The sequence below is a fragment of the Paraburkholderia ginsengisoli NBRC 100965 genome, assembly GCF_000739735.1.
GTDB lineage: Bacteria > Pseudomonadota > Gammaproteobacteria > Burkholderiales > Burkholderiaceae > Paraburkholderia > Paraburkholderia ginsengisoli.
In genome coordinates this window covers 487,395-512,095 of sequence record NZ_BBJF01000005.1, presented here as the reverse complement: position 1 = coordinate 512,095, position 24,701 = coordinate 487,395, and the positions used below count along the sequence as shown (strand labels likewise).

Annotated in this window: 22 protein-coding genes and 1 riboswitch; of the genes, 11 read left to right on the top strand and 11 right to left on the bottom strand. The window is 65.6% G+C overall.

Annotated elements, in window-relative coordinates:
* Positions 1-23: 23 nt before the first annotated feature.
* A complete protein-coding gene (locus BGI01S_RS11515; RefSeq protein ID WP_232624401.1) occupies positions 24-2,336 on the top strand; it encodes a PA14 domain-containing protein in 2,313 nt (770 codons plus the stop codon).
* A 106-nt stretch (positions 2,337-2,442) separates the two neighbouring features.
* Here the strand turns inward: BGI01S_RS11515 and BGI01S_RS11510 are convergent, their stop codons facing one another.
* Complete coding sequence (locus BGI01S_RS11510; protein WP_042325365.1) at positions 2,443-3,261, bottom strand: class I SAM-dependent methyltransferase; 819 nt, start codon at positions 3,259-3,261, stop codon at positions 2,443-2,445.
* An 84-nt stretch (positions 3,262-3,345) separates the two neighbouring features.
* Entirely contained in the window at positions 3,346-4,197 is an 852-nt protein-coding gene (locus tag BGI01S_RS11505; RefSeq protein WP_042325363.1) for an alpha/beta fold hydrolase, read from the bottom strand.
* A gap of 145 nt (positions 4,198-4,342) precedes the next feature.
* Between BGI01S_RS11505 and BGI01S_RS11500 the strand changes: the two genes are divergently transcribed.
* The 4 genes from BGI01S_RS11500 (at position 4,343) to BGI01S_RS11490 (ending at position 7,183) form a co-directional block, all read left to right on the top strand.
* Positions 4,343-5,248, top strand: coding sequence for a LysR family transcriptional regulator (locus BGI01S_RS11500; RefSeq protein WP_042325361.1), 906 nt, complete (start codon positions 4,343-4,345; stop codon positions 5,246-5,248).
* 134 nt (positions 5,249-5,382) lie between these two features.
* Positions 5,383-5,772 (top strand): GFA family protein, encoded by a 390-nt coding sequence (locus tag BGI01S_RS29535; protein ID WP_084585340.1) that lies wholly within the window; start codon positions 5,383-5,385, stop codon positions 5,770-5,772.
* A gap of 133 nt (positions 5,773-5,905) precedes the next feature.
* The gene (locus BGI01S_RS11495) at positions 5,906-6,469 is read left to right on the top strand and encodes a cysteine hydrolase family protein (RefSeq protein WP_408638623.1); all 564 of its coding nucleotides are present in this window, start codon (positions 5,906-5,908) and stop codon (positions 6,467-6,469) included.
* A 132-nt stretch (positions 6,470-6,601) separates the two neighbouring features.
* Positions 6,602-7,183, top strand: a complete 582-nt coding sequence (locus BGI01S_RS11490; protein WP_042325358.1) for an alpha-ketoglutarate-dependent dioxygenase AlkB — start codon at positions 6,602-6,604, stop codon at positions 7,181-7,183.
* Positions 7,184-7,277: 94 nt separating this feature from the next.
* On the opposite strand, the gene BGI01S_RS11485 is transcribed toward BGI01S_RS11490, so the two are convergent.
* The 4 genes from BGI01S_RS11485 to BGI01S_RS11470 form a co-directional block, all read right to left on the bottom strand.
* A complete protein-coding gene (locus BGI01S_RS11485; RefSeq protein ID WP_042325962.1) occupies positions 7,278-7,913 on the bottom strand; it encodes a carbonic anhydrase in 636 nt (211 codons plus the stop codon).
* Positions 7,914-8,382: 469 nt separating this feature from the next.
* Positions 8,383-8,691, bottom strand: a complete 309-nt coding sequence (locus tag BGI01S_RS11480; protein WP_042325355.1) for a DUF4148 domain-containing protein — start codon at positions 8,689-8,691, stop codon at positions 8,383-8,385.
* A 183-nt stretch (positions 8,692-8,874) separates the two neighbouring features.
* A complete protein-coding gene (locus tag BGI01S_RS11475; RefSeq protein ID WP_042325354.1) occupies positions 8,875-10,029 on the bottom strand; it encodes a porin in 1,155 nt (384 codons plus the stop codon).
* A gap of 312 nt (positions 10,030-10,341) precedes the next feature.
* Positions 10,342-10,602, bottom strand: a complete 261-nt coding sequence (locus BGI01S_RS11470; RefSeq protein ID WP_042325352.1) for a DUF1488 family protein — start codon at positions 10,600-10,602, stop codon at positions 10,342-10,344.
* 207 nt (positions 10,603-10,809) lie between these two features.
* Here BGI01S_RS11470 and BGI01S_RS11465 point away from each other — a divergent pair, with 207 nt between their 5' ends.
* Positions 10,810-12,303, top strand: coding sequence for an MDR family MFS transporter (locus BGI01S_RS11465; RefSeq protein ID WP_042325351.1), 1,494 nt, complete (start codon positions 10,810-10,812; stop codon positions 12,301-12,303).
* A 20-nt stretch (positions 12,304-12,323) separates the two neighbouring features.
* On the opposite strand, the gene BGI01S_RS11460 is transcribed toward BGI01S_RS11465, so the two are convergent.
* Positions 12,324-13,247, bottom strand: a complete 924-nt coding sequence (locus BGI01S_RS11460; RefSeq protein ID WP_042325350.1) for a LysR family transcriptional regulator — start codon at positions 13,245-13,247, stop codon at positions 12,324-12,326.
* 154 nt (positions 13,248-13,401) lie between these two features.
* Between BGI01S_RS11460 and metE the strand changes: the two genes are divergently transcribed.
* On the top strand, positions 13,402-15,693 hold the full coding sequence (gene metE, locus BGI01S_RS11455) for a 5-methyltetrahydropteroyltriglutamate--homocysteine S-methyltransferase (protein ID WP_042325349.1): 2,292 nt from the start codon (positions 13,402-13,404) through the stop codon (positions 15,691-15,693).
* Between the two features lie 78 nt (positions 15,694-15,771).
* Here the strand turns inward: metE and cobM are convergent, their stop codons facing one another.
* Genes cobM through BGI01S_RS11435 form a run of 4 tightly spaced genes read right to left on the bottom strand, consistent with a single transcriptional unit; the run spans position 15,772 to position 19,610 of the window.
* Complete coding sequence (gene cobM / locus BGI01S_RS11450; protein ID WP_042325348.1) at positions 15,772-16,500, bottom strand: precorrin-4 C(11)-methyltransferase; 729 nt, start codon at positions 16,498-16,500, stop codon at positions 15,772-15,774.
* 16 nt (positions 16,501-16,516) lie between these two features.
* Positions 16,517-17,284, bottom strand: coding sequence for a cobalt-precorrin-6A reductase (locus tag BGI01S_RS11445; protein WP_042325347.1), 768 nt, complete (start codon positions 17,282-17,284; stop codon positions 16,517-16,519).
* Positions 17,281-18,378 carry a cobalt-precorrin-5B (C(1))-methyltransferase gene (locus BGI01S_RS11440; protein WP_042325346.1) on the bottom strand — a complete coding sequence of 366 codons (1,098 nt, stop codon included), beginning with the start codon at positions 18,376-18,378 and terminating at the stop codon, positions 17,281-17,283. The genes BGI01S_RS11445 and BGI01S_RS11440 overlap by 4 nt, the downstream gene beginning before the upstream one ends.
* The gene (locus tag BGI01S_RS11435; protein WP_042325345.1) at positions 18,378-19,610 is read right to left on the bottom strand and encodes a bifunctional cobalt-precorrin-7 (C(5))-methyltransferase/cobalt-precorrin-6B (C(15))-methyltransferase; all 1,233 of its coding nucleotides are present in this window, start codon (positions 19,608-19,610) and stop codon (positions 18,378-18,380) included. Before BGI01S_RS11435 ends, BGI01S_RS11440 begins: the two co-directional genes overlap by 1 nt.
* 83 nt (positions 19,611-19,693) lie before the next feature.
* A riboswitch (cobalamin riboswitch) is annotated at positions 19,694-19,872 on the top strand.
* A gap of 81 nt (positions 19,873-19,953) precedes the next feature.
* Here BGI01S_RS11435 and BGI01S_RS11430 point away from each other — a divergent pair.
* From BGI01S_RS11430 to cobJ, 4 genes are read left to right on the top strand one after another with little or no spacing between them, the layout of a single operon-like run.
* On the top strand, positions 19,954-21,528 hold the full coding sequence (locus BGI01S_RS11430) for an oxidoreductase (RefSeq protein WP_084585354.1): 1,575 nt from the start codon (positions 19,954-19,956) through the stop codon (positions 21,526-21,528).
* Positions 21,521-22,147, top strand: a complete 627-nt coding sequence (locus BGI01S_RS30535; RefSeq protein ID WP_042325343.1) for a precorrin-8X methylmutase — start codon at positions 21,521-21,523, stop codon at positions 22,145-22,147. The genes BGI01S_RS11430 and BGI01S_RS30535 overlap by 8 nt, the downstream gene beginning before the upstream one ends.
* Complete coding sequence (locus BGI01S_RS30530; RefSeq protein ID WP_042325341.1) at positions 22,148-22,879, top strand: precorrin-2 C(20)-methyltransferase; 732 nt, start codon at positions 22,148-22,150, stop codon at positions 22,877-22,879.
* Positions 22,876-24,648: a precorrin-3B C(17)-methyltransferase gene (cobJ, locus tag BGI01S_RS11415; protein WP_084585339.1), complete on the top strand. Its 1,773-nt coding sequence runs from the start codon at positions 22,876-22,878 to the stop codon at positions 24,646-24,648. Before BGI01S_RS30530 ends, cobJ begins: the two co-directional genes overlap by 4 nt.
* The last annotated feature ends 53 nt before the right edge of the window (positions 24,649-24,701 follow it).

The following is a 24,701-nucleotide window of genomic DNA, read 5'->3' as shown; positions in this document are numbered from 1 at the left end:
AGCGGGGACATCAGGAGATAAAGGTGCGCAATTACTTTGTGCTGGCGACGCTCGCCATGTTGGGCGCTTGCGGCGGCAATGACGGTTCGCCAAACGTGTCCGCGTCGGCGGATAAGCAGGTCAACGCAGTCGATTCCTCGGCGTCGGCGGCGGCCGCCGCCTCCGCCGCCGAGCAGGCCGACGCGGCCAAGGTCCAGAGTGAATTCAAGGCCGCGAAGACCGTTCCGCTCGGGATGAAAACGACCACGCCGCCGCTCGTGATCGCCGACCCCACGCTCGACCTGCCGCCCTACACACCGCCCGCCCCCCCGACGCCGGTTTCCACGACCACCCTTTCGTTCGGCGACTTCACGAACTATCTCGCGCCCGGCTCGACCGAAGGCTGGGGCCCCGGCACGAGCAACTCGAGCATCACGATCCCCGCGCCGGCGACCAATGGCACCGGCGCCGGCGACAAAACCGTCGCGCTGGCGAGCACCTACGCGACCGCGTCGTACGAAGCGGACGTGACGGTCAGCGCGCCGGTCGGCACCGGCGCGGCGAACGCGGGTTTCATCGTTCGCACGACCAACCCAACGGCCGGTGGTCCCGACAGCCTGACCGGCTATTTCATCGGCCTCGACACGGGGACGCACTCGGTCGTCGTCGGCCGCCAGAACAACAACTGGACGAACTTCATCTCGTATCCGGTGAGCACGATCGTCGGCGGCAGCACGCATCATCTGAAGGTGACGACGAGCGGCACGGCGATTACCGTCGACCTCGACAACCAGCGCGTGATCAGCGTCAACGACGCGACCAACGCGCTGCCCGCCGTGTTCAAATCGGGCAGCTTCGGTCTGCGGCGCTTCGGCGTCGGCGCAACGTTCAGCAACATCACGATTCGCGCCTATCCGACCGTGACGTCGCCGAGCTTCGATTTCTCGAAGGTGGTCGGCGCGGTCTACACGCCGTCCAATGCGGTGAACGCGATCGACTTCTGGGAGAACTACGACCCGGAGATCATCAACCGCGAATTGACCTACGCGCAGACCTACGGCATGAATACGATCGCCGTGTACCTGCACTACCTCGTTTGGGCCAACGATCGTGTGGCATTCCTCAGCAAGTTCGAGAACCTGCTGAAGATCGCCGCGCGCCACGGCATCAAGGTTTCGCCGATCTTCTACGACGACTGCTGGAACCCGACGCCGCAATACGGTCCGCAGCCGGCGCCGGTGTGGGGCGTGCATAACAGCCAGTGGGTGCAGTCGCCGGGCACCCCGGTCGAACAGGCTTACTTCCAGCCGAGCGCGTCCAACTCCGCCGTGACGTACAAGCAGAGTCTCGCGAGCTACATCACCGACTTCGTCGCGCCGCATCGCAACGACCCGCGCATCATCTTCTGGGAGCCGATGAACGAGCCCGGTTGCAGCGGCAACGGCGCGTTGCAGAACACCCGCGCGGTGATGATGAACGACGCGCGCATCGCGATCCTGAATGCGGGCGCGACGCAGCCGATCAATTCGCCGCAAGTACAGGAGGATGAAGGCTCGTACTTCTCGGACTTCTACGCGTTCCATCCGTATGGCAACCCGTACGGCGCTCCGGCGAACGGCAGCAATGTCAGCGCGCTGAACTCCGAAACGCTGCAACGCGGCTTCACGGGCACGGCGGGTCAGACCATGCCGGGCATCGTCGCGAACTATGGCGGGACCACGGGCTTCATCGTGTGGGAGCTGATGATCGGCCGCACCAATACGCGCTTCCATTGGGGCCAGGTGCCGAACGCGCCCGCTTCGGTCGAACCGGCAACGCCGTTCCAGGGGACGATCTATCCGGACGGCCATCCGTGGCAGACCTCGGAAACGCAGGCGTTGACGGGCGGCTTCAACGTCAAGCTGCCGGTGTTGCAGGTCGGGTACTACAACGATCCGACCTTCAACAGCGCGCCGGTGAAAACGTCGATTACGCCGATGATCGATTTCGATCTGAACACCGAGCGCGGCACCGATTCGCCTGACGCCTCCGCCGGTGTGAACGCGAGCGGCTATGGCGTGCGGTGGACCGGCGCGATCCAGGCGGCGAAGGAAGGCACCTATACGTTCTCGATCGACAGCGATAACGTCGCGCGTCTGTGGATCAACGGCGTGAAGGTGATCGACAAGAAGAAGTCCGGGCAATCGACGGTCAGCGGCAAGGCCTGGCTCGCCGCAAAGCAACGCGCGTCGATCAAGGTCGAGTACGTGCACGATACGGGACCGGCCAGCATGCATCTGCGCTGGTCGAATCCGGATGCGGACAATCCGGGCGCGCTGAAGATCGTGCCGTCCGATGCGCTAGTGACGTCGAACTGAGCGTGGGTTGAACGTAGGTGGCCGGGGATCGTTCGCGACTGCCGGCCAGATTGCGCGGCGCACCGGGTTCGGTGCGCCGCGTCTTTCGTTTGGACGCGTGGCACGCTCAGCGCTCGACGATAACCACATGCGCCTGAATCTTGCCGTCGATCGGTCCTGTGCCGAACCGCCCGGCGAGTGCAGCCTCGGATGCCGACGTCGCCGCGTCGATACCTGTGCCCGAACGGGCCTCGATCTCGTTGCGCAAAGGCGTGCCCTGGCAATAGGCGACGGCGGCCGCGCGAGCCGAACTCGCGCGGCTGCGCGCCGCCATCGTCTCGATGCGCGGCGTGGCGTTGAAGCCCGCCTTCTCGAGGTCACGCGAAATCACCTGCGCATCGAAATAGCCATGCGGAATGCGCACCATGAAAAGCGGCGGATCCGCTGGGAAGAGACCGGCAAGCGCTGACGTGACGGTGTCGGCGAACTCGTTCTCCTCGATGCGATCCCAGACGTTGAACAACAGCACGCCGCCGCGCCGAAGCACACGCCGGGCTTCGGAAAACGCCCGCGCTTTGTCCGGGAAGAACATCAGTCCGAACTGGCAGACGACGATGTCGAAGCTCGCGTCGTCGAACGGCAAGCGGCTTGCGTCGGCCTGTTGCCACCTCACCGGCCTCGACGTGCCGATGGTCGCGGCACGGTCGAGCATCGGCTGACTCAGATCGGTTGCAATCAGCTCGACATGCGCGGGCAACGCGTGCGCCATCGCACGCGTTACCACGCCCGTGCCGGCGGCGGTTTCGAGCACCCGTGACGGTTGACGCGCAGCCACCCTCTTCGCGAGATCCGCGGCGTACGGTTCGAAGATCAGCGGAACGAGTTGGCTGTCATAGAGCTCGGGGATCGAGCCGGCGAAACGGGTGTCGGAATCCAGACCGGTCATGGCGCCTCCTGCGTGCTCTTGCGAAAAGCTTAGGCGCAGCGAGTCGAAATGAACAGCCGTGGCGCGGATGTGAACCCGTACCGTCTAAGCCGTCGCGCTGCATCCGGCGGCCTGCGTGCTCACTGCAAGCGCGCCGACAGGCGGCGATCGCAAGAACTTCACGACCGCGTCGACGAATTCACGCGGAAACTCGACATTGGTGAGATGCACCGCAGGCAGCACGAGCAACGTCGCGCCCGGAATAGTCTTCGCCATCCGCACGCTGTAACTCGGTGCCGTCACCGTATCGTGCTCGCCCGCGATCACGAGCGTCGGCCGTGTGATGCGCGCAATATCCTCTCGCATGTCGGCTTCCTGCACGGCGCGCCACGAACCGACGAGACCATGACGGTTGGTCGCGAGCAGCGTTGCGCGGAAAGTTTCCACCACCGGATTCGGCGCCTCCAGCATGCTCGCCGGAAACCAGTTGCGCAGGAACGTCCCGGCGGTCGCGGTCATATCGTCGGCCTGAAGAGCCTCGGTGATCGATGCATCGAATCTCTCCGCCGGTCCGAGATAAGGCGCTGTATTGCTGAGCACGAGTCGGTCGATGCGTGTCGGCGCATGTATGCCCAGCCATTGACCAACGATGCCGCCCAGCGAGAGCCCGAGGAAATGCGCTCGCCCGATGCCGAGCATATCCATCAGTTCGAGCACATCCTGGCCCAGCCGCGCGAGAGGATACGGTCCGGCCGGCACGCTGGACGCGCCATGTCCGCGAGCGTCGTAACGCAGCACTGAAAAATGACGGCTCAGCTCGGGCACCTGTCCGTCCCACATGCGCAGCGTCGTGCCGATCGAATTGGACAGCACCAGCACTGGCTGACTGCCGTGACCTTCCATCCGGTAGGCAATGCTCGCGCCATCGGAGGTCGTGAAGTAGGAAAAGTTATCCATAACGTTCTCTCGCAACGAAAGCGCCGGGTCGCGAGGCCCTCGTGGCCTCGCATCGTGACGGCGCGGGTTCATGGCATCGAGTATGGACAACGTCTGCTTCCGATAAAATTACAAAATCCGGATGCTCTCTGTCAGGAAAAATGACATGAACGATTTTTCGCTGCACGACCTGAAATGCTTCGATGCCGTGATTCGCACGGGCAGCTTCCAGGCCGCGGCGGCGGCTCTGCATCGATCCCACCCGGCTGTGTTCGCCGCGGTCGCGCGGCTCGAAAGCGAGGCGGGTCTGAACCTGCTCGATCGCGGCGGCTACCGCGTCAAGCTGAGCGATGCGGGGCGGTCGTTCCATGAACGCATGCAGCCGCTGCTTTCCGAAGCCGAGGGCTTGCGTCAACACGCGGCGCAATTGGCGATGGGCGAAGAGAGCGAATTGCATGTGGTGTTGGGCGACCTGTGCCCACGTCCGGCTGTACTCGGGCTACTCGCGCGCTTCTTCACGACGTGCGTGCATACGCGATTGCATCTGCATTTCGAAACCGTTAGCGGTCCGGTCGAACGTCTGAAGGCGCGCGACGCCGACCTGATGTTCCACCGCGTCGACGCGACGGACCCGCTGCTGGAGTCGATCGCGCTTTGCAAGATCCGGCTGGTGCCGGTGATCGCTCCGAACCTGCTGCCGGCGGCGCTGCCCAAAACTTTGCGCCCGGAACATCTGCGCGACTACACGCAGTGCGTGATGCGCGATTCGGCTCGCGCGCCGCGCGACGAGCATTTCCTGGTGATCGAGGGCGCGCATCAGATCACGGTCGCGGATCAGTTCATGAAGAAGGATGTCATTCTGCAGGGGCTCGCGTGGGGGCATCTGCCGGACTTCCTGATCGACGGCGAAATTCGTCACGGCACGCTCAGGTCGATTGCGGGACGGTACTTTCCCGGCCGCACGGAAACGGTGGTTGCCGCTCGCCGCCGCGACGGCGCACAGGGTCCGGTCGCCGAGCGGCTGTGGGCATATTTGCAGGCGAATGCGCCGATTGTCGCGTCAGGGGCGTGAACGGGTAGCGGCTACTCGTTGTGCGTTCGGCTGGGAGCGAGGCGTGCGTTGAACGCCGAGTCCCAGTTTCAATCGCTCGACAAGCCGCTCCACATTGCCGACAATCTGTCCCGGAACGAAAGCCGAGGGGTTCGATGCTGACAGGTGGATGCTATTGCCGTGCTGTCCGGTATGAAATTCATTCAAGCCCGTTCTACACGACGCTTTGTCACTGCGCGACCTGCCGGAAAGTATCGGCGGCGCCGGCGGTTGCGTGGTTCAGCGTAAGCAGGGGCGGACTGAGTTGGGTACAAGGCACACCGAAGACGTTTGAATCCAGCCCCGGGGTGCTTCGCACCTTCTGCGGCGACTGCGGGACGCCGCTGACGTACGCAAAGGTTGACTCGGCGGATTCGGTCGACGTTTCGACCTGCTCTCTCGACGAGCCCGCCGATGTTCCTCCGGCGAGTCACACGTGGTGCAGGCACCGGCTACCCTGGGACAACACAATGGACGGTCTGCCTGAATATCCCGAAGCCGGCTAGCGCTTCGTTGCTTCAGTTGCACGAAAGGATGGTATCGCCGTCATCGTGACATTCGTGCGCGGACAAGCCATGACATTGATCAACCTCACACCTGCCTCGACCTATGCACCCCCACCTTCCGCCTCCCGGCGCCGTGCTTCTGCTGATCGACCTGCAACGCGCGATAGATCATCCCAGTTGGGGCACGCGAAACAACCCTGATGCAGAGATGAAAATTGGCCGCCTGCTTGCCCACTGGCGCAGCCGCGGCTGGCCGGTGTGGCACGTTCGGCACGACTCGACCGACCCGCGATCCCACTATCGTCCGGGCCAGCCAGGGCACGAATTCAAGCCCGCGGTTGCGCCGATAGCCGGCGAACCCCTCATTCCGAAACAGACGAACAGTGCATTCATCGGCACCGATCTGGAAGCTCGGCTTCGATCTGCAGGCCACGACACATTGGTCGTGGCGGGCGTCATCACCAACAATTCGGTCGAGGCAACGGTGCGCATGGCGGGCAACCTCGGCTTCCATACTTATCTCGTCGCCGACGGTTGCTTCACGTTTGCGCGGACCGACTGGAACGGGACGCCTCGCAGTGCCGAAGACGTTCACGCGATGTCGCTGGCCAATCTGCACGCTGAATACTGCACGGTGGTTACTTCGGATCTGCTTTCCAGCATTTTCAGTTCGGGCGCTAATCCCAACGGCGGTTGAAGATGCAGACCGCCGCAGTCCATTCTTCCGGCCCGACCCCGAAACACTGTATAAAAACACAGTACAATGTGCTACCACTAACCCCTCGGCGTCCGCCCTACCTCGCAGGCGAGAACGCGCCGCCCACCAGCCATGGCTTCGCAACCAAGCCTGTTCGCCCCCGAGCCCGTCCCCCTTCTCCGCGACAAAGAAGGTGGCATGCGCTATCTGCCGGAAGCAATCGCACCCGCAATAGCACAGCGATGGTTTAACGAGGCGCTTCAGAACGTCGGCTGGCTCAGCCAGCAACGCATGATGTACGACCGCGAAGTCGCCGTGCCGCGCCTGCTGGCCACCTTCTCCCGGGAATCCGCGGACTTGCCCGCACCGCTGGGCGAAGCGTTCGAAGCCGTACGCGCGCTCATCGGCGCGCCGTTCAATCGGGTCGGTCTGAATCTGTATCGCGATGAAAACGACAGCGTCGCGCTCCACAGCGACAAGACCGACCGACTGCTAGCCGCGCAGCCGATTGCGATCCTTTCGCTAGGTGCGAGCCGGCGCATGTCGATCCGTCCGAAGACGGGCGCCGGCCGCATCGTCCATGTCGACCTGGAACCAGGGAGTTGTCTCGTGATGAGCTATGCGTCGCAATTCACGCACGAGCATGGCATTCCGAAGCTGGCGGCCATGAGCGGGCCGCGTATCAGCCTGGCGTTTCGTTGCTTCGCCGACTGACGCGAATTGGAGGCGCCCGCGGCGATCGGGCCTGCTAGTCAAAATGAACCGACGGCGCGCTCGCAGCACACGCCGCTCTCCGCATCACTCCGCATCACACGGCGTAAATTTCCGGGTTATCCACCAGAGGCAAAAATTCCCCGGTACGCCCATCGAGCGCGAGCATCACCCCGGATTCGATCTGGAAGATCCAGCCATGCAGCTGCAGCGTTTTGTTCGCGAGCCCCACGGCCACCGACGGATGCGTGCGAATATTGCCGAGTTGTGCGATCACGTTGTCCTTGACCAGGGCGTCGAGGCGTTCCGCATCGGAGTGATAGGTGCGCGACGCGTTGACCGCCTTGGCCGCATCCGCGTGACGCAGCCAGCCCGCCACCGCGGGCAGATGATCCATGTTCATGCAGGTCGAGATCGCCGTCATCGCGCCGCAGTTGGAGTGGCCGCAGATCACGATATCGCGCACGCCCAACACCGCCACCGCGTATTCGACGGTGGCCGAAACCCCGCCCGGCTCCGGGCCATAAGACGGCACGATATTTCCGGCGTTGCGGATCACGAACAGCGCGCCCGGCTCGACCTGCGTGAGCAGCTCGGGCACCACGCGGCTGTCGGAACAGGTCACGAAAAGCGTGCTAGGGCTTTGCGCGGCCGACAAGCGCTTGAACAGCGCGATCTGCTGCGGAAAGACGTCGCGTTGAAAGCGGATAAAACCTTCGATGATTTCCTGCACGATGTTCTCCAGACAATCGAGGACTGCGTTCGCAGTGCATGCGCGGACGAGCCGCGGCATGCGTGTTATCAATTGGCGAGACTATACCGTAGCCGCGCGCGTCGAACGGCGCGAGGCATGCGTGAACGCGCGGCCAGGACCGGCATGACATCGGAGAAGAACGCAGGCCGGCACGCCTTTATCATGACCCATCCGCGCCGGCCAATGCAGCAAATAAAAAAACCCCGGCCGTTTCCAGCCGGGGCCAACTCTCTCGCTCGCACACCGGAAGTCGTGCGTGCATGACTACTGTACCGACGTCGGCAAAGCCGATCTATGCGTCCCGCTGGAAGAGTCCCTTACAGCGCGGCTCGAATCCAGATGCGTTGTGCTGATGCGCGGCATCGCACGCGAACGCGCATCAGCGCAACGCAGCCGGACACCTCGAACCGCCGCGTCCATCGTGCGTCTTCGGCTGGAGGCTGTCGGATCAACGGCTATACATCGCATTCCAGTCCGCCGACGACACCGCCGGCCGCCCGCTTTGCGACGATCCTGCGACGCTGCCACCGTAAGCGCTGACGTTGCTGTTTTGCGCGGCAATGCGGGCTTCCGCTGCCTGAATTGCTTCGGGGTAATGGGCCTGGTCGCCGTCACCGACGTGGTAGCCGGCCTGTGCGAGTTGCACGAGTTCCGCGCGCACCTGTTCGCGCGTGATGCGGGTATTCGATTGCGCAAACACGGTGGCCGAAGCGGCAAGTGAAGCGACGACGACTACAGCCTTGATCAAGGACTTCATGATAAAAACAAGCTCCAGTAATTGAGGATTCGCGGTTCTGCGAGTCAATCTGCGCGACCGCTGGAATCAATATAGGCGCCGTGTCCCCATAGAATAACGGCCGCGGGTCGAAGGGATTGTTGCTGGATCTGGAGAAGTCGCCGGACCGCCGCCGCGCGCGCCCGACACCGGCGACCGTCACGCTCAAAAGCGCGTGCGTAGCCCCACGGTCCCTACCACCTGATTACCGGTCGACGACGCGCCGCCCGCCGTGTTGATAAAGGCCGTATAGCCCTTGCCGCTGACGTGCTGATACATCGCTTCGGCGTACACGTCCGTGCGCAGCGACAGCGCGTACACGGCCTGCAGATTCACCTGATTCCATTTCGGATCGGCGCCGAAGCTCGACGTGCCGCTCACGTGCGCGTCGGTGTACGTGTACGCCGCCGCGAGGCTCAGCGCCGGAGTCATCGCGTACTTGCCGTTGACTTCGTAGTTGTCGAAGCGCATCGACCCATGCGTCGCGCCGAACGACGCCGTGTTCTGGAACTGGCTATGCGTGTAGACGAAGCCGGCTGTCAACGGGCCGAAGCCATAGCTCAGCGCGGCACCGGCGGTGCGTTGCACGTCGGCGCCGAGCCGGAAGCCGCCCGTGCCGTTCGCCGCCGACTCGGCGAGATCGACCGCGCCCGCCGTGTTCGTGGTGGTGTTCGAGCCGTTGATCTGCAGGTAGCCCGCGGCCGCCTTGAAGGGGCCATTGCTATAGCTGACGCCCGCGCTGTACGCGCGATTGACCGCGAAGTCCGTGTTGTTCGAGAACGCGTAGAGGCCGCCGAACTTCAGGCCCGCATAGTTCACGCTGCTGTACTTGACTGCGTTGCTGATCCGCACCGAGTGGTTCAGGTTGTCGTTGTCGAACGGATGCGCGAAGCCGGCGTCGCCGAACGTGCCCGCCGTGCCCGAGAGCGGCGCCACGAAATCGACCAGCGAATCGTACTGACGGCCCAGCGTGAGCGTACCGAACTGCTTGCTGCTCAGGCCCGCGTAAGCCTGCCGCCCGAACAGCCGGTTGTTCTGCCCGAGCTTGCCGTTCTGCACGTTGTAGCCATTTTCGAGCGAGAAGATCGCCTGCAGGCCACCACCCAGGTCCTCGCTGCCGCGCAAGCCGAAGCGGCTGCCGTTGATGTTGCCGCTCGTCGCCTGCACCAGCGCGCCGTGCGAGCCGCCTTTGTCGACGTTGTTGGTGTACATGATGCCGGCGTCGATGAGGCCGTACAGCGTGACCGAACTTTGCGCATGCGCCGCGCTCGCGGCGGCAAGTCCTGCGAACGCCGCGACGGCGACGGAAATCTTTTTCACGTGAAGCTCCTGCGTAGCTGAGTGTGGTGGTGAACAGCGACGCGGAGTATAGAAACGCGGACCTCGAATGCGAATGCGGCGGCCCTGGAGCAGTCCTTTATAGAATCAGGAACAATTTGTCATCGGCGTGCAACGAGTGGAATGTGCGGCACGTGGACGGGGTTTTGACAGGCAACGCATGCGAGACAAAACCGGGATATCGCACCCGGAAGTTGTGCGCACACAACAACAGGGCCCGGCGCATGCACGCCGGGCCCTCGACTATCGGACTGTGCGCAAGCGGCACAGTCCCGATTGGAAGCTCATCGAAACCTAAATGAAATCGCCGGTTTCGAGTTCAACGGAGCGACCGCCGTTTTTTTCGAGCACACGTCGCGTAGCATTTTCAATCCGCGCGCGGTTTGCCTCGAAGGTGCCCACGAGGTCGTGAGCCGATGGGCCGCGGTTGCCGAAGTGGTCGTTCAGCGCATCCAGCGACACGCTGCACCAGACGTCCGCCCCGTCCACATTGGCCTCGTAGGCGACGCGCGCCGCCGCCACCACTTCGCGCCGTCCGGTGAATTCGATCCTCATAATGATCCTCCATGTGTCGAAAGGGAACTTCGAACGCGCAAGCCCTGTGCCAAGCCGCTGAGCCTTAAGCGCCGCGGCCGGCCGGGCACGCATTCTCCGCAAGGTGCATACTCCACATCGGCCGCGATGTGCGGCCCGTCGATGCGTCGCGGCCGAGCCTCCTGCAAGGCCGTCAGACGCGCCCAACACCCCGATACTAACGCCTCCATGTCCCGCAGCCCTCAATCGTCGCGTGCTCCCGTCATAGCCGCCGTCATGGCCTCCATGGCGATGGTCGCCATCGAAGCCACCATCGTCTCCACCGCGATGCCCCAGATCGTCTCGCAACTCGGCGATCTGCATCTGTACAGCTGGGTCTTCTCGTCGTTCCTGCTCACGCAAACCGCGATGACGGTCGTGTTCGGCAAGCTCGCCGATCTATACGGCCGCAAACCGGTGATGCTCGCTGGCATCGCGATCTTCCTGCTCGGTTCGGTGCTCGCCGGATTCGCATGGTCGATGCCGGCCATGATCGTGTTCCGTCTGATACAGGGAGTCGGCGCGGGCGCGATCCAGCCGGTCACGCTGACCATCGTCGCCGATCTCTATCCTGCGCGCGAACGCGGCAAGGTGCAGGGTTATCTCGCCAGCGTGTGGGCGATCTCGGCGGTGGTCGGGCCGATGGTCGGCGGCTTCATCATTCACAACATGTCGTGGGCGTGGATCTTCTGGATGAACGTGCCGATCGGCCTCGCGTCGGCGGCGGGCTTCATCGTCTATCTGCGCGAAACGGAGCGGCACGCGCGGCCGTCGATCGATTTCGGCGGCGCGGCGCTCTTCATGGCGGCGATTGCCGCGTTGATGATGGCGCTCACTTTCGCCGGCGACGACGAGGTCGGCCGCGCATCGCTTGCGGCCGGCGCGTTCGTGCTGTGCGTGCTGTTCTTCGTACTGCAGGAGCGCCGCGCGGCCGAACCGATGATCTCGTTCGCGCTCTGGAGCCGCCGCCCGATTGCCGCGTGCAACGGCTCGACGTTGTTGTCCGGCATGATCCTGATGGGCGCCACCACGTTCCTGCCGATGTACGTGCAGGGCGTGCTGCATCGCTCGCCGGTGGTCGCCGGTCTTGCGCTGACGATGATGATGGTCGGCTGGCCCGCGGGCGCCACGCTCGCGGCGAAATCGTTTCAGCGCCTCGGCTTGCGGCGCATTCTGCTCGGCGGCAGCGCGTTCGTGCCGCTCGGCGCGGCGCTGCTGCTATTCCTGTCGCCCGGCGGGTCGCCGCTGATCGCCGCGTTCGGCTCGCTGATCATCGGCTTCGGGATGGGCACGTCGAGCGTCAGCTCGCTCGTGCTGATTCAGGAAATCGTCAAGGTGGACGAGCGCGGCAGCGCCACCGCGTCGAATATCTTTTCGCGCAATCTCGGCAGCACGCTGGGCGCGACGCTGTTCGGCGCGGTGCTGAACTTCGGGCTCAGTCACTCGCAGGTGGGCACGGCGGTGACGTCGGAGCAGTTGAAAGCGCTGTTGCAGAATCAGGCGGCGAACCTCGTCGATAGCGACATGATCCGGCTGGTACTGCATCAATCGCTGCATCTGACGTTCGTTTCGATCTTCGTGATCGCGATCTTCGTGGTCGCGTTGCTGGCATTCGTGCCGGCCATCCAGATCGGGCCGGAGAAGAAGATGCCGATCGAGGCGTTGTCGCCGCTTGAGGATTGAGCGTGGGGGACGATGATTCCCTACCCCTCGTCCCCGAGCAACTCGATCCCATCCAGCTGCGCCGCGCAGGTATCGCGCACGATCCTGACGAAATCGTCGAAGTAAGGCCGGCTCGCGAAGCCCTTCGCGGCCACCGCGTACAACTCGCTCCACAAGCCCTGCTTGTCGACCCGCTTGGCCTGCACATAGTCGTGGTCGACGTAGTTCTTCACGCCCCAGTTCGGCAGCGCCGCGATGCCGCGGCGGCTCGCCACCAGCTGCATGATCGCGATGGTCAGCTCGGCCGTGCGCCGTTCGAGCTTGATGCCGGCCGGCTCCAGCACCTCGCGGATCAAATCAATGCGCGCCTCAGGCACCGGATAGGTAATCAGCGTTTCTTCGCGCAGATCGTTCGCTGTCACGCGGCGTTTGTTGCGCAGCCGGTGCTCGTTGGCGATCACCACCAGAATCTCGAACCGGAACAGCGGCGCGATATGCAGGCTGCGCCGCGTGGCCGGCTTCGAGCCGATCACCACGTCGGCACGCGCGTCGCTCAGCAAACGCAGTGGGTCCGCATGAAAGCCGGCGACGAGATCCACCTCAACCTCGGGCCAGCGTCGACGGAACTCGTCCATCACCGGCATCAGCCAGTCGAAACAGGTATGGCATTCGAGCACGATGCGCAACTCGCCGCGCGTGTCGCCCTTCAGCCGCACCAGATCGCGCTCGGCCGCGCTCACAGCGGCGATGGTCTCGCGTCCGAGCGCAAGCAGCCGCTCGCCCGCCGCGGTGAAGCGCAGCCCTTGCCGGGTGCGTTCGAACAGCGACACGTCGTAGTGCGCCTCGATATCGCGGATCTGATGCGACAGCGCGGACTGACTCAGATGAACACGTTCGGCGGCGGCGACCAGCTTGCCGGAATCGGCGATCGCAATGAGCGAACGGAGGTGCCGAAGCTCAAGCATGCAAAGGCTCCGTACACGATGAAATTGTCTTGATATGAATATGGCTCATACATTGGTGAAAACATGTCGCTTGATGAATCATAGCGCGACTTTCACACTGGACGCCAATTCATCACGACGCACGACACGTACATCACGCACGAGAGGACTTCACATGGCCCGTACGCACATCTCCGGCTTTCCGCGCATCGGCGCGCAGCGCGAACTGAAATTCGCGCAGGAATCGTTCTGGCGCGGCGACAATGACGAACACGCATTGCGCAGCGTCGCGCGCGAATTGCGAACGCGACATTGGCGCCTGCAACAGGACGCCGGATTGGATTTCATCAGCGTCGGCGACTTCGCCTACTACGACCCGATGCTCACGTTGAGCGCGCTGCTCGGCGCGTTGCCGCCGCGCTTCGGCTTCGATCCGGCGACGCTATCGCTCGCGCAGTACTACGAACTCGCGCGCGGCAACGCCGCGCAACCGGCGATGGAAATGACCAAGTGGTTCGACACGAACTACCACTACCTGGTCCCCGAACTCGGACCGCAAACGTCGTTCGACGGCGGCGTCGAGTGGCTGTTCGACGAACTCGACGAAGCGCTTGCGCTGAACGTGCCGGTCAAGCCGGTGTTGATCGGGCCGGTCACCTACCTGTGGCTGTCGAAGAGCCACGTCGCCGGCTTCGACCGTTTGTCGTTGCTGCCGAAGCTCGTGATCCGCTACAGCCGCATTCTGCAGAAGCTCAAGCAACGTGGCGTCGAATGGGTGCAGCTCGACGAGCCCGCGCTGTGCGCCGATCTGCCCGCTCCGTGGCTCGAAGCGTTCTCCGCGGTGTATGACGTGCTCGGCACGTCGGACGTGAAAGTGCTGCTGGCCACCTACTTCGACAGCGCCGCCGAGCACGCGCAACGCGTGGCCCGGCTGCCCATCGCGGGTGTGCATGTCGATCTCGTGCGCGCGCCGCAACAGCTCGACGCGTGGCGCGCCGCCTTGCCCGCGCATGCGGTGTTGTCGGCGGGGGTGATCGATGGCCGCAACATCTGGCGCGCCGATCTGCGCGCGATCGTCGAATCGTTGCGGGACCTGCACGCGGAACTGGGCGAGCGTCTGTGGATCGCGCCGTCGTGCTCGTTGCAACACGTGCCGGTCTCGCTCGCCACGGAACAGAAGCTCGACGCGGACCTGAAATCCTGGCTCGCGTTCGCCACCGAAAAACTCGACGAAGTCGGCACGCTCGCGCTTGCATTGCACGACCCGGCAACGGCCGAACCGCAGCTCGCCGCCGCCGATCTCGCACTCGAAGCGCGTCGTCACTCCAGCGCGGTCGTGAATGCGCTCGTGCAAAAACGCGTGGCCGCCGTGAGCGATGCGATGGCGGAGCGGCACAGCCCGTTTGCCGAACGCAATCGCTTGCAGCGCGAAACGCTCGACCTGCCGTTGCTGCCGACCACTACGATCGGTTCGTTCCCGCAAACGGCGTCGATCCGCCAGGCGCGCGCCGCGTACAAACGCGGCGAGTTGCGCGCGCTCGACTACCTGCAACGGATGCGCGCCGAAATCGAATTCGCGGTGCGCAAGCAGGAAGCGTTGGGGCTCGACGTGCTCGTGCATGGCGAAGCCGAGCGCAATGACATGGTCGAATATTTCGGCGAGCAGTTGTGGGGCTACGCATTCACCGAAAACGGCTGGGTCCAAAGCTACGGCTCGCGCTGCGTGAAGCCGCCGATCATTTACGGCGACGTCTACCGCCCCGAACCGATCACCGTCGACACGACCCGTTACGCGCAATCGCTCACGCCGCGCGTGATGAAAGGCATGCTCACTGGCCCGGTGACGATGCTGCAATGGTCGTTCGTACGCAACGATCAGCCTCGCTCGACCACCGCGCTGCAGCTCGCGCTGGCGATCCGCGACGAAGTGATGGATCTGGAGAAGGCCGGCATCCGCGTCATCCAGATCGACGAACCGGCGTTCCGCGAAGGGCTGCCGTTGCGCAAGCACGATTGGGCCGCGTACCTCGAATGGGCGACGCGCGTGTTCAGGATTTCGGCGGCCGGCGTCGGCGACCGGACGCAGATTCACACGCACATGTGCTATTCGGAATTCAACGACATTCTGCCGTCGATCGCCGCGATGGACGCGGACGTGATCACCATCGAAACCTCGCGCTCGGCGATGGAGTTGCTCGACGGCTTCGGCGCGTTCGCCTATCCGAACGAAATCGGCCCGGGCGTCTACGACATTCACTCGCCACGCGTGCCCAGCGCGCAAGCGATGCAGCGGCTGCTGGAGCGTGCGTGCGAAGTGATTCCGGCCGAGCGCCTGTGGGTCAATCCGGATTGCGGGTTGAAGACGCGTGGTTGGCCGGAGACCGAAGCGGCGTTGACGAATATGGTGCGCGCCGCGAAGGCGTTGCGTGCGAAGCTGGCCGCACGTCAGCCAGAGTTGACCCGCTGATCCGATTTGCACTGATGCAATGCCTATCCGCGAACGCTCGCTCGCGGATAGGCTCGCATGCAGTCGGTTCGGCTCGGCTCAACCGCCCTTCGCGTACAACGTCGACTCCGCGAAACCTTCGGCGGCCAGCACCTCGCCGACCAGGATCAGCGCGGTCCGCTCGATCGAACTCGACAGCACTTTGCCGACGATATCGTCGAGCGTGCCGGTGATCTTCTCCTCGTCTGGCCAACTCGCACGATAGATCACCGCGATCGGACACTCGCCGCCGTAATGCGGCCGCAATTCATCCACGATGCGCGCAAGGTGCCGCACGCCGAGATGGATCGCCATTGTCGCGCGATGCCGCGCGAGGTCGCCGAGTTGTTCGCCGGCGGGCATCGTCGTTTTGCTCGCGTAACGCGTGAGGATCAGTGTCTGCGACACATCGGGCAGCGTGAGTTCGCAGCCGAGCGTGGCCGCGCACGCGGCCGTGGCGGTCACGCCAGGGACGATCTCGTACGGAATGCGCAACTCGCGCAAACGGCGGATCTGCTCGCCGATCGCGCCGTACAGCGACGGATCGCCGGAATGCACGCGCGCCACGTCCTGCCCTTTGTCATGCGCGGCCTTCAGTAGCGCGACGATCTGATCGAGGTCGAGCTCAGCGGTATTGACAACCTGCTCCGCGCGATGACCGTCGAGCACCGCGGCGGGCACCAGCGAACCCGCGTACAGGATCACCGGGCAACGGCGCACCAGGCGCTGCCCTTTCACTGTGATCAGTTCCGGGTCGCCAGGACCCGCGCCGATAAAAAACACCGTCATTCAAGACTCCAAATATTCATGTCGCCGCCGCGCCTGGTGCGTCCGGCCCGGCGCGAAGCTCGATCTTCTGGCCGCGCAGTGCTTCAAGCAGATCGGCGACGCTGTCGAATTCGCGCTCCACCTCAGGCAACGCAGGACGGCGCAGCATGATGACCGGCAAGCCGCGTTCGCGCGCGACCTGCAGCTTCGCTTCGGTCGCGTTGCCGCCACTGTTCTTGCTGACCAACACGTCGAACGCCTGCAACGCGAACAGCGCCCGCTCGCCTTCGAGCGTGAACGGTCCGCGCGCCGCGATGACGCGTGAACGCGCGGTGTCCGGCTGCGCATCGAGACAACGCACCGTCCAGAACTGCTGCGGCGGAATTTCGTCGAGATGCGCGAGTGGCTCGCGGCCTAGCGTGAAGAGCGGCCGCCTGAACGGCACGAGCGCCGCAGTCAGTTCGTCCCAATCGCCGACCATGCGCCAGTCGTCGCCGACTTGCGGCTGCCAGCCCGGACGGCGCAGCGCCCAGCAGGGCACGCGCGCCGTGCGGCACGCGTTGGCCGCGTTCGCGCTGATGCGCGCGGAGTACGGATGCGTCGCGTCGATCACGAGGCCGATCGCTTCGCTTTGGATGTAGCGCGCCATGCCTTCGGCGCCGCCGAAGCCGCCGACCCGCACCGCGCATGCCAGATCGTCCGGCACCTTGCCGAGGCCTGCGAGACTGTACACGTGTGCGGTGCCGAGTTGCCGCGCGATCTTCAACGCGTCGCCAGTGCCGCCGAGCAACAGGACCCGCATCATTGCGCCACTCCGATAATGTTGCCCTGACGATCGATCGCGAACATCTCCACGTTCACCTGCGGCGGCACGATCTCGCGCGCCACCGTCAATGCATGCTGGCAGACGATATCGCCGAGCGGCACCTGCTGCGCGTGCGCCAGCGCGACCGCCTGCTGACTCGTGTTGGCCGCGCGGATGGCCGCTTGCAACGCTGGGTCGGCGCCGGATTGCGCGGCCCATGTCGCGAGCCGTTCGAGATCGATGCTCGAATTGCGGCTGTGCAGATCGAGATGGCCCGCCGCCAGTTTGCTGAGTTTGCCGAAGCCGCCGCAGATGCTCAGGCGTTCGACGGGTGCGCGTTTCATATGCTTGAGCACCGCGCCGACGAAGTCGCCCATCTCGATCAGCGCGATATCCGGCAGAGCATAACGGGCGCGCATCGCGTCTTCGCTCGCGTTGCCGGTGCAGGCGGCCAGATGCGCGTAGCCGTTGGCGCGCGCGACGTCGATACCCTGATGGATCGACGCGATATACGCCGAGCACGAGAACGGCCGCACGATGCCGGTGGTGCCCAGAATCGACAGGCCGCCGAGTATGCCCAGGCGCGGGTTCATCGTTTTCAGCGCGAGTTCTTCGCCGCCTTCGACGCCGATCGTCACCTCGAAGCCGCCGCGGTACGCGTGTTCGGCGGCGAGTTCGTTCAGATGCTCGGTCATCATTTTGCGCGGGACAGGGTTGATCGCCGGTTCGCCGACCGGCAGCGTGAGGCCCGCGCGCGTCACCGTGCCGACGCCCGGACCCGCGCGGAACACCACGCCCGCTTCGGCGACGAGACGCACCCGCGCGAACACGATTGCGCCGTGAGTCACATCGGGGTCGTCGCCGGCATCCTTGACAGTACCGGCTTCGGCGCCGTTCGCTCCGCCGTCGATCAGGCGGCAGAACACAATCGGCATCGGCACATGCTGGCCCTTCGGCAGCACGATCTCCGCGACTTCGCTGACCACCCCGGCAAGCAGCAGACGCGCCGCCGCGAGCGACGTCGCGGTCGCGCAACTGCCGGTCGTGTAGCCGCTACGCAGCGGCGCGGGTTGTTCGGGGGATTCTTCGCGCATTACGGTTGGTGAGGCGATGCAGCGTTGCCCTCGCCCTTCCTCGCTTCCAGCAACGTGATCGGCAACGCCTGCCGCCAGGTATCGAACCCGCCGAGCGGCTGCGCCTGCGAGAGCGCGATCCGCGTCAGCGTGCCGCCGACCCGCTCGCGCCACGCGACGAGCGCCGCCTCGCCCTGCAACGTCACCGTATTGGCGACCAGCCGGCCGCCGTCGCGCAAACTTGCCCAGCACGCGTCCAGCACACCCGGCACCGTGACGCCGCCGCCGATGAACACCGCATCCGGCGCCGGCAAGCCAGCCAGTGCATCAGGCGCGCGCCCGGCGACGAGTTGCAGCCCCGGCACGCCCAACGCATCGCGATTGTGTTCGATGAAGCGCTGCCGCTGCGCATGCGCTTCGATCGCGATTGCGCGGCAAGCGGGATGCGCGCGCATCCATTCGATGCCGATCGAACCGCTGCCCGCGCCCACGTCCCACAGCAATTCGCCGGGCGTCGGCGCGAGGCGCGCGAGCGTGATCGCACGCACGTCGCGTTTGGTCAACTGGCCGTCGTGACGGAACGCGTCGTCGGGCAAGCCGGAGGTCAGCGGCAAACGCGCCGCGTTCGACGTCGCGTGGCATTCGAGCGCGATCAGATTCAGCGCGGCGACGTCGCCCGCGCTCCACTGGTCCGCGCGACCGTCGATGCGCCGTTCGCGTTCGCCGCCCAGATGTTCGAGCACGCTCATGCGCGTCGCGCCGAAGCCGCACGCGTCGAGCAAGCCGGCAATCGCGGCAGCCGTGTGGCCGTCCGCGCTCAGCACGAACACGCGCGCGCCGTCGTGCAGATGCGCATTGAGCGTCGCGAGCGGTCGCCCGACCAGCGATACCGTCGCGACTTCCTGCAACGGCCAGCCAAGCCGCGCGGCCGCCAGCGATAACGACGACGGCGCGGGCAGCACCCGCAATTCGCCAGCAGGCAACTGCCGCGCCAACGTCGCGCCGACGCCGAACAGCATCGGGTCCCCGCTTGCCAGCACGCATACCGCCGAGCCGCGCTCGGCGAGCAGCGGCGCGAGATCGAACGGACGCGGCCACGCGGCGCGACGCGCGCCGAGACGCGCGGGCAACATCGCCAGATGACGCTCGCCGCCATACACCACCGACGCCGTCAGCAACGCACGCCGCGCGGGCCGCCCCAAACCGGCGAAGCCGTCATCGCCAATGCCCACCACGGTCAGCCACGCCGGCATGCCACCATCCTCATTCTGTGCCTTCGACAATGCGCCGCGCCAAGCTGGTCAAAGCGTCCAGCCTCGTTGCACGGTTCGAAAAAAGGCATAATACAGCCGCCGGTGCCCTTCGGGGCCGAAGAGGGAACACAGTGTGACTGTGGCTGCCCCCGCAACTGTATGCAGCGAGTCCGCCTGCGCTACGCGCCACTGGTTCAACCGGGAAGGCAGCGGCGGACGATGACCTGCCAGCCAGGAGACCTGCCGGCGAGACTGTTCGTGCCAGCCAACATCGGGCGGGGTGTACCGATGCCGCAGCAATCCGCGTCGCGGATTGCTCGGGCCGTCGCGCGACGCTAAACCGGTGTCCGTCTTGACTCAAGCTTCGCCCTCCACTGCTTTGCCCCGCGCGGCTTCGACGCCGCGGCCTTCGGCATGTCCGGGGCTGCTGCGCATCGTCGCCGCGCGCGATGGCGGGATCTGCCGGATCAAGCTGCCGGGCGGCGAGTTGAGCGCGGCCCAGGCGCGAGTCATTGCCGATGCGAGCGCGCGCCACGCGACCGGGATGATCGAGCTGACCAATCGCGCGAATCTGCAGGTGCGTGGGGTGCGTGAGGGGCACGAAGCGGCGTTGATTGCCGCGCTGGTCGATGCGGGGCTCGGGCCGATGACGATGCCTGCGGTAAGCGCGGACGCGTCCAACGCGCCGGACGCAACAAACGCAGCCGACCATTCGAACGCCGCGACAATAGCCGCCGCCGACGATGTGCGCAACGTGATGATCAGCCCCGTGGCCGGACGCGATGCGTTCGCGCTAATCGACACCACGCCGCTATGCGCCGAACTCCTCACGCTGCTGCAAAGCGAATCGCGTTTCGCAGAGCTGTCGCCGAAATTCGCGTTGCTGCTGGACGGTGGCGAGCGTCTGGCGAGAGTCGATCATCCGCATGACGTGTGGCTCGCGGCGACACAAGATCACGATGGCGTGCGATTCGTGTTTGGGTTGGCGGGTTGTCCGCCGGTAAATGCCCCCGCGCGTGCGAATGGGGATGCAGATGGACACGCCCATGCACCCTCGGCGCACCCGGCTACTTCGGCTTCCCATACGACCGCATCCACGCGAAACGCCCGCACCAATGCGCGTGCGCGCGACCAGGGCGCGTTAGCGGCCATCGCCGCGCCACGCGCTGCGCGTCTCGTGCGCGCGCTGCTGCACACGTTCCTCGACCTCGCGCCCGCCGACGCCACCCGCATGCGTCATCTGCTCGCCACGCATTCGGTCGACACGCTGCTGCAACACGCGCAACGCTACGTCGACTTCCCGCTGTCACGCGACGCGACGCTCGGCAATTGGCGCCGCAGCACGCCCGCCGATGCCACCCTTCGTCTCGGGGCCCATGCCCAACGCGAACCCGGCACGTGGCACGCCGGCGGCCAGCCGCCGCTCGGCCGCCTCGACGTGCCCACGCTGCACGCCGTCGCCACGCTCGCCCAACGTTACGGCAATGGCACGCTGCGCGCGACGCCCTGGCAAAGCGTGCTGCTGCCCGACATCACGACGGGCGCACTGCCCGCCGTGCTCGCCGAACTGAACGCGCTCGGCCTCGCCTGCGATCCCGCGCAACCTTTCGCGCGCCTGATCGCGTGCGCCGGTTCGAGCGGCTGCGCGAAGGGCCTCGCCGATACCAAAGCCGACGCGCTGCAACTCGCCGCCGTGCTGCCCGCGAACGTCGACGTGCATCTGAGCGGCTGCACCCGCTCGTGCGCCGCCGCGCATCGCGCGCCGTACACGCTGCTCGCGGTAGCGCCCGGCCTCTACGACCTTTATCGACGCGACGACCACGGCCCCGGCTTCGGCCGCTGCGTCGCGTACCAACTGACGATCGCGCGGGCCGCCGACCTGCTCGACCACCTGTCCCGGAGTGACACCGATGCTTGATTACATTCGCGACGGTCAGGAGATTTATCGCCAATCGTTCGCGACGATCCGCGCGGAAGCCGACCTGTCGCGCGTCCCCGCCGACCTCGAAAAACTCGCGGTGCGCGTGATCCACGCGTGCGGGATGGTCGACGTGATCGACGCGCTGCAGTTCTCCGAGGGCGCCGGCACCGCGGGCCGCGCGGCGCTCGCGCACGGCGCGCCGATCCTGTGCGACGCGGGCATGGTCGCGCAAGGCATCACGCGCGCGCGGCTGCCCGCGCACAACGACGTGATCTGCACGCTCACGCATCCGGATGTGCCGGCGCTCGCGCGCGAACTCGGCAACACGCGCTCGGCCGCCGCGCTCGAATTGTGGCGCCCGCATCTTGCGGGCAGCGTGGTCGTGATCGGCAATGCGCCGACCGCGCTGTTCCATCTGCTCGACATGCTCGATGCCGGCGCTCCGAAGCCCGCGTTGATTCTCGGCTTTCCGGTGGGTTTCGTCGGCGCGGCCGAATCGAAAGCGCTGCTCGCCGACGACAGCCGCGGCGTGCCCTACGTGGTGGTGCACGGTCGGCGCGGCGGCAGCGCGATGGCCGCCGCCGCCGTCAACGCACTGGCCACGGAGATCGAATAAATGAGCGTGCAAGGACGACTGTTCGGAATCGGCGTCGGCCCCGGCGACCCCGAACTCATCACGCTGAAGGCGCTGCGTCTTCTGAAGGCGGCGCCGGTGGTCGCGTACTTCGTCGCGAAGGGCAAAAAGGGCAACGCGTTCAGCATCATCGAGGCGCATTTGCATGAGGCTCAGGCTCACTTGCCGCTGGTCTATCCGGTCACGACCGAAGCGCTCGAACCGCCGCTCTCGTACGAGGCGATCATCGCCGACTTCTACGACACCGCCGCCGGGATCGTCGCCGATCATCTCGATGCGGGCCGCGACGTCGCCGTGATCTGCGAAGGCGATCCGTTCTTCTACGGCTCGTACATGTATCTGCACGACCGGCTCGCGGCGCGCTACGAAAGCGAAGTGGTGCCCGGCGTGTGCTCGATGCTCGGCGGCGCGGCGGTGCTCGGTGCGCCGCTTGTGTATCGCAACCAGAGTTTGTCGGTGCTGTCGGGCGTGCTGCCCGAGGACGAATTGCGCCGCCGTCTCGCCGATGCCGACGCCGCTGTCGTGATGAAGCTCGGCCGCAATTTCGACAAGGTGCGGCGCGTGCTCGGCGAACTCGGTCTCGCAGAGCGCGCGCTGTACGTCGAACGCGCGACGATGGGCAATCAACGCATCGTGCCGCTCGCCGAAGTCGATCCGATGGCGTCGCCGTATTTTTCGCTGCTGGTCGTGCCGGGGGAAAAATGGCAAGGATGAGCGCGCCCGCGATCGTGATTCTCGGCGCGGGCGCGTTGGCGACCGCGCGGCGGATTCAGTCGGTGTATGCCGAGGACCCGGCGCGGCCGGCAGGCGGAATGTGCCAGGTGCATGCGTTGCAGGGACGCGTCGACGCCGACGTCTCATACGCGGACCTCGGCACGCATCTGCGCGAGCTGTACGCGCGCGGCACGCCGATCGTCGCGTTGTGCGCGGCGGGCATCGTGATTCGCTGCCTCGCGCCGTTGCTGTCGAACAAGGGCGTCGAGCCGCCGGTGCTGGTCGTCGCCGAGGATGGTAGCGCGGTCGTGCCGCTGCTCGGCGGGCTGGCCGGCGTCAACGTGATGGCGCGCGAGATCGCCGCCGCGCTGGCGGTGCCGCCCGCGATCACGACGAGCGGCGAGTTGCGCTTCGGCACCTGCGTGCTCAATCCGCCCGAGGGCTACGTGCTGGCCGATCTCGGGCAAGGCAAGCGTTTCGTGTCGGATCTGCTGGCGGGCGAAAGCACGCGTATCGAAGGGGACGCGCCGTGGCTCGACGATGCGCAGTTGCCTCGCTCCTCGTCGGCACGGCTTGCGATTCGCGTGACGCCGCGCGCGTGGGACGGACGCGAGGATGAGTTGGTGATTCATCCGCGTAGCGTGGTTGCGGCCGTGAGCGTTGCGAGTGCGAGTGCGAGTGCGAGTGCGAGTGCGAGTGCAGCGATCGTCTCACGTGTGCAGGGGGCTTTGGCTGCACACGGTCTCTCGCCGATGTCGTTGGCCGCCTTGCTCGCTCCGTCCGACAGCATCGCCGCCCCGTTGCTCGCCGAAGCCGCCGCGCGCCTCGACGTGCCGTTGCGCTTCGCGCCGACCCGCCCCGACGAAGATGACCCCGCACCGACCCACCTGCTGCGCGCCGCGCTGCGCGTCCCCTACGAAACGCTGTCCGACGACACCAGCACCGGCATCGCGCTTGCCGTGTCATCGCTCGCAGTCGACCCGAGCACGATCGGCCGCGCGCGCGGCCGTCTGACGGTCATCGGCCTCGGCCCGGGCCGCGCGGATCTGATGGTGCCCGCCGCCCGCCAGGCGCTCGATGAGGCCACCGACATCCTCGGCTACGACACCTACGTGAAAATGGCCGGCCCGTTGCGCGCCGACCAGCGCGTGCACGGCACCGACAATCGCGAGGAATTGCAGCGCGCACGGCACGCGTTCGAACTGGCGAGCGAAGGACGCTCGGTGGTGATGGTGTCGTCGGGCGATCCGGGCGTGTTCGCGATGGCCGCCGCCGTGCTCGAAGCACTCGAAGCGTCGCAAGACTCGGCGTGGGCCGCCGTCGAACTGTCGATCGTGCCGGGCGTGTCGGCGGCGCTCGCAACCGCCGCGCAGGCTGGCGCACCGCTCGGCCACGACTTCTGCATGCTGTCACTGTCCGATAACCTGAAGCCGTGGACGATCATCGAAAAGCGTCTGCGGCACGCGGCCGAAGCCGATCTGGTGATGGCGTTCTACAACCCGATTTCGCGCGCGCGTCCGTGGCAACTGGACAAGGCGCTGGACATCGTGCGTGAGTATCGCGCGGCCGGAACGCTGGTGGTGCTGGGGCGCGATATCGGCCGGCCGGGCGGCACGCTGCGCACGCTCACGCTGGGCGAGTTGCGTTCGTCTAAGGTGGACATGCGGACGATGGTGATCGTCGGTTCGTCGACGACACGCAAATTCGCGAGCGGCATTGAAGGCGCCGGCGGCACCGAGTGGGTCTACACGCCGCGCTGGTACGAATGAGCCGGCACGCGCCGGCTCTTGCGCTCACCATGACAGCCACGACAACAACGCGG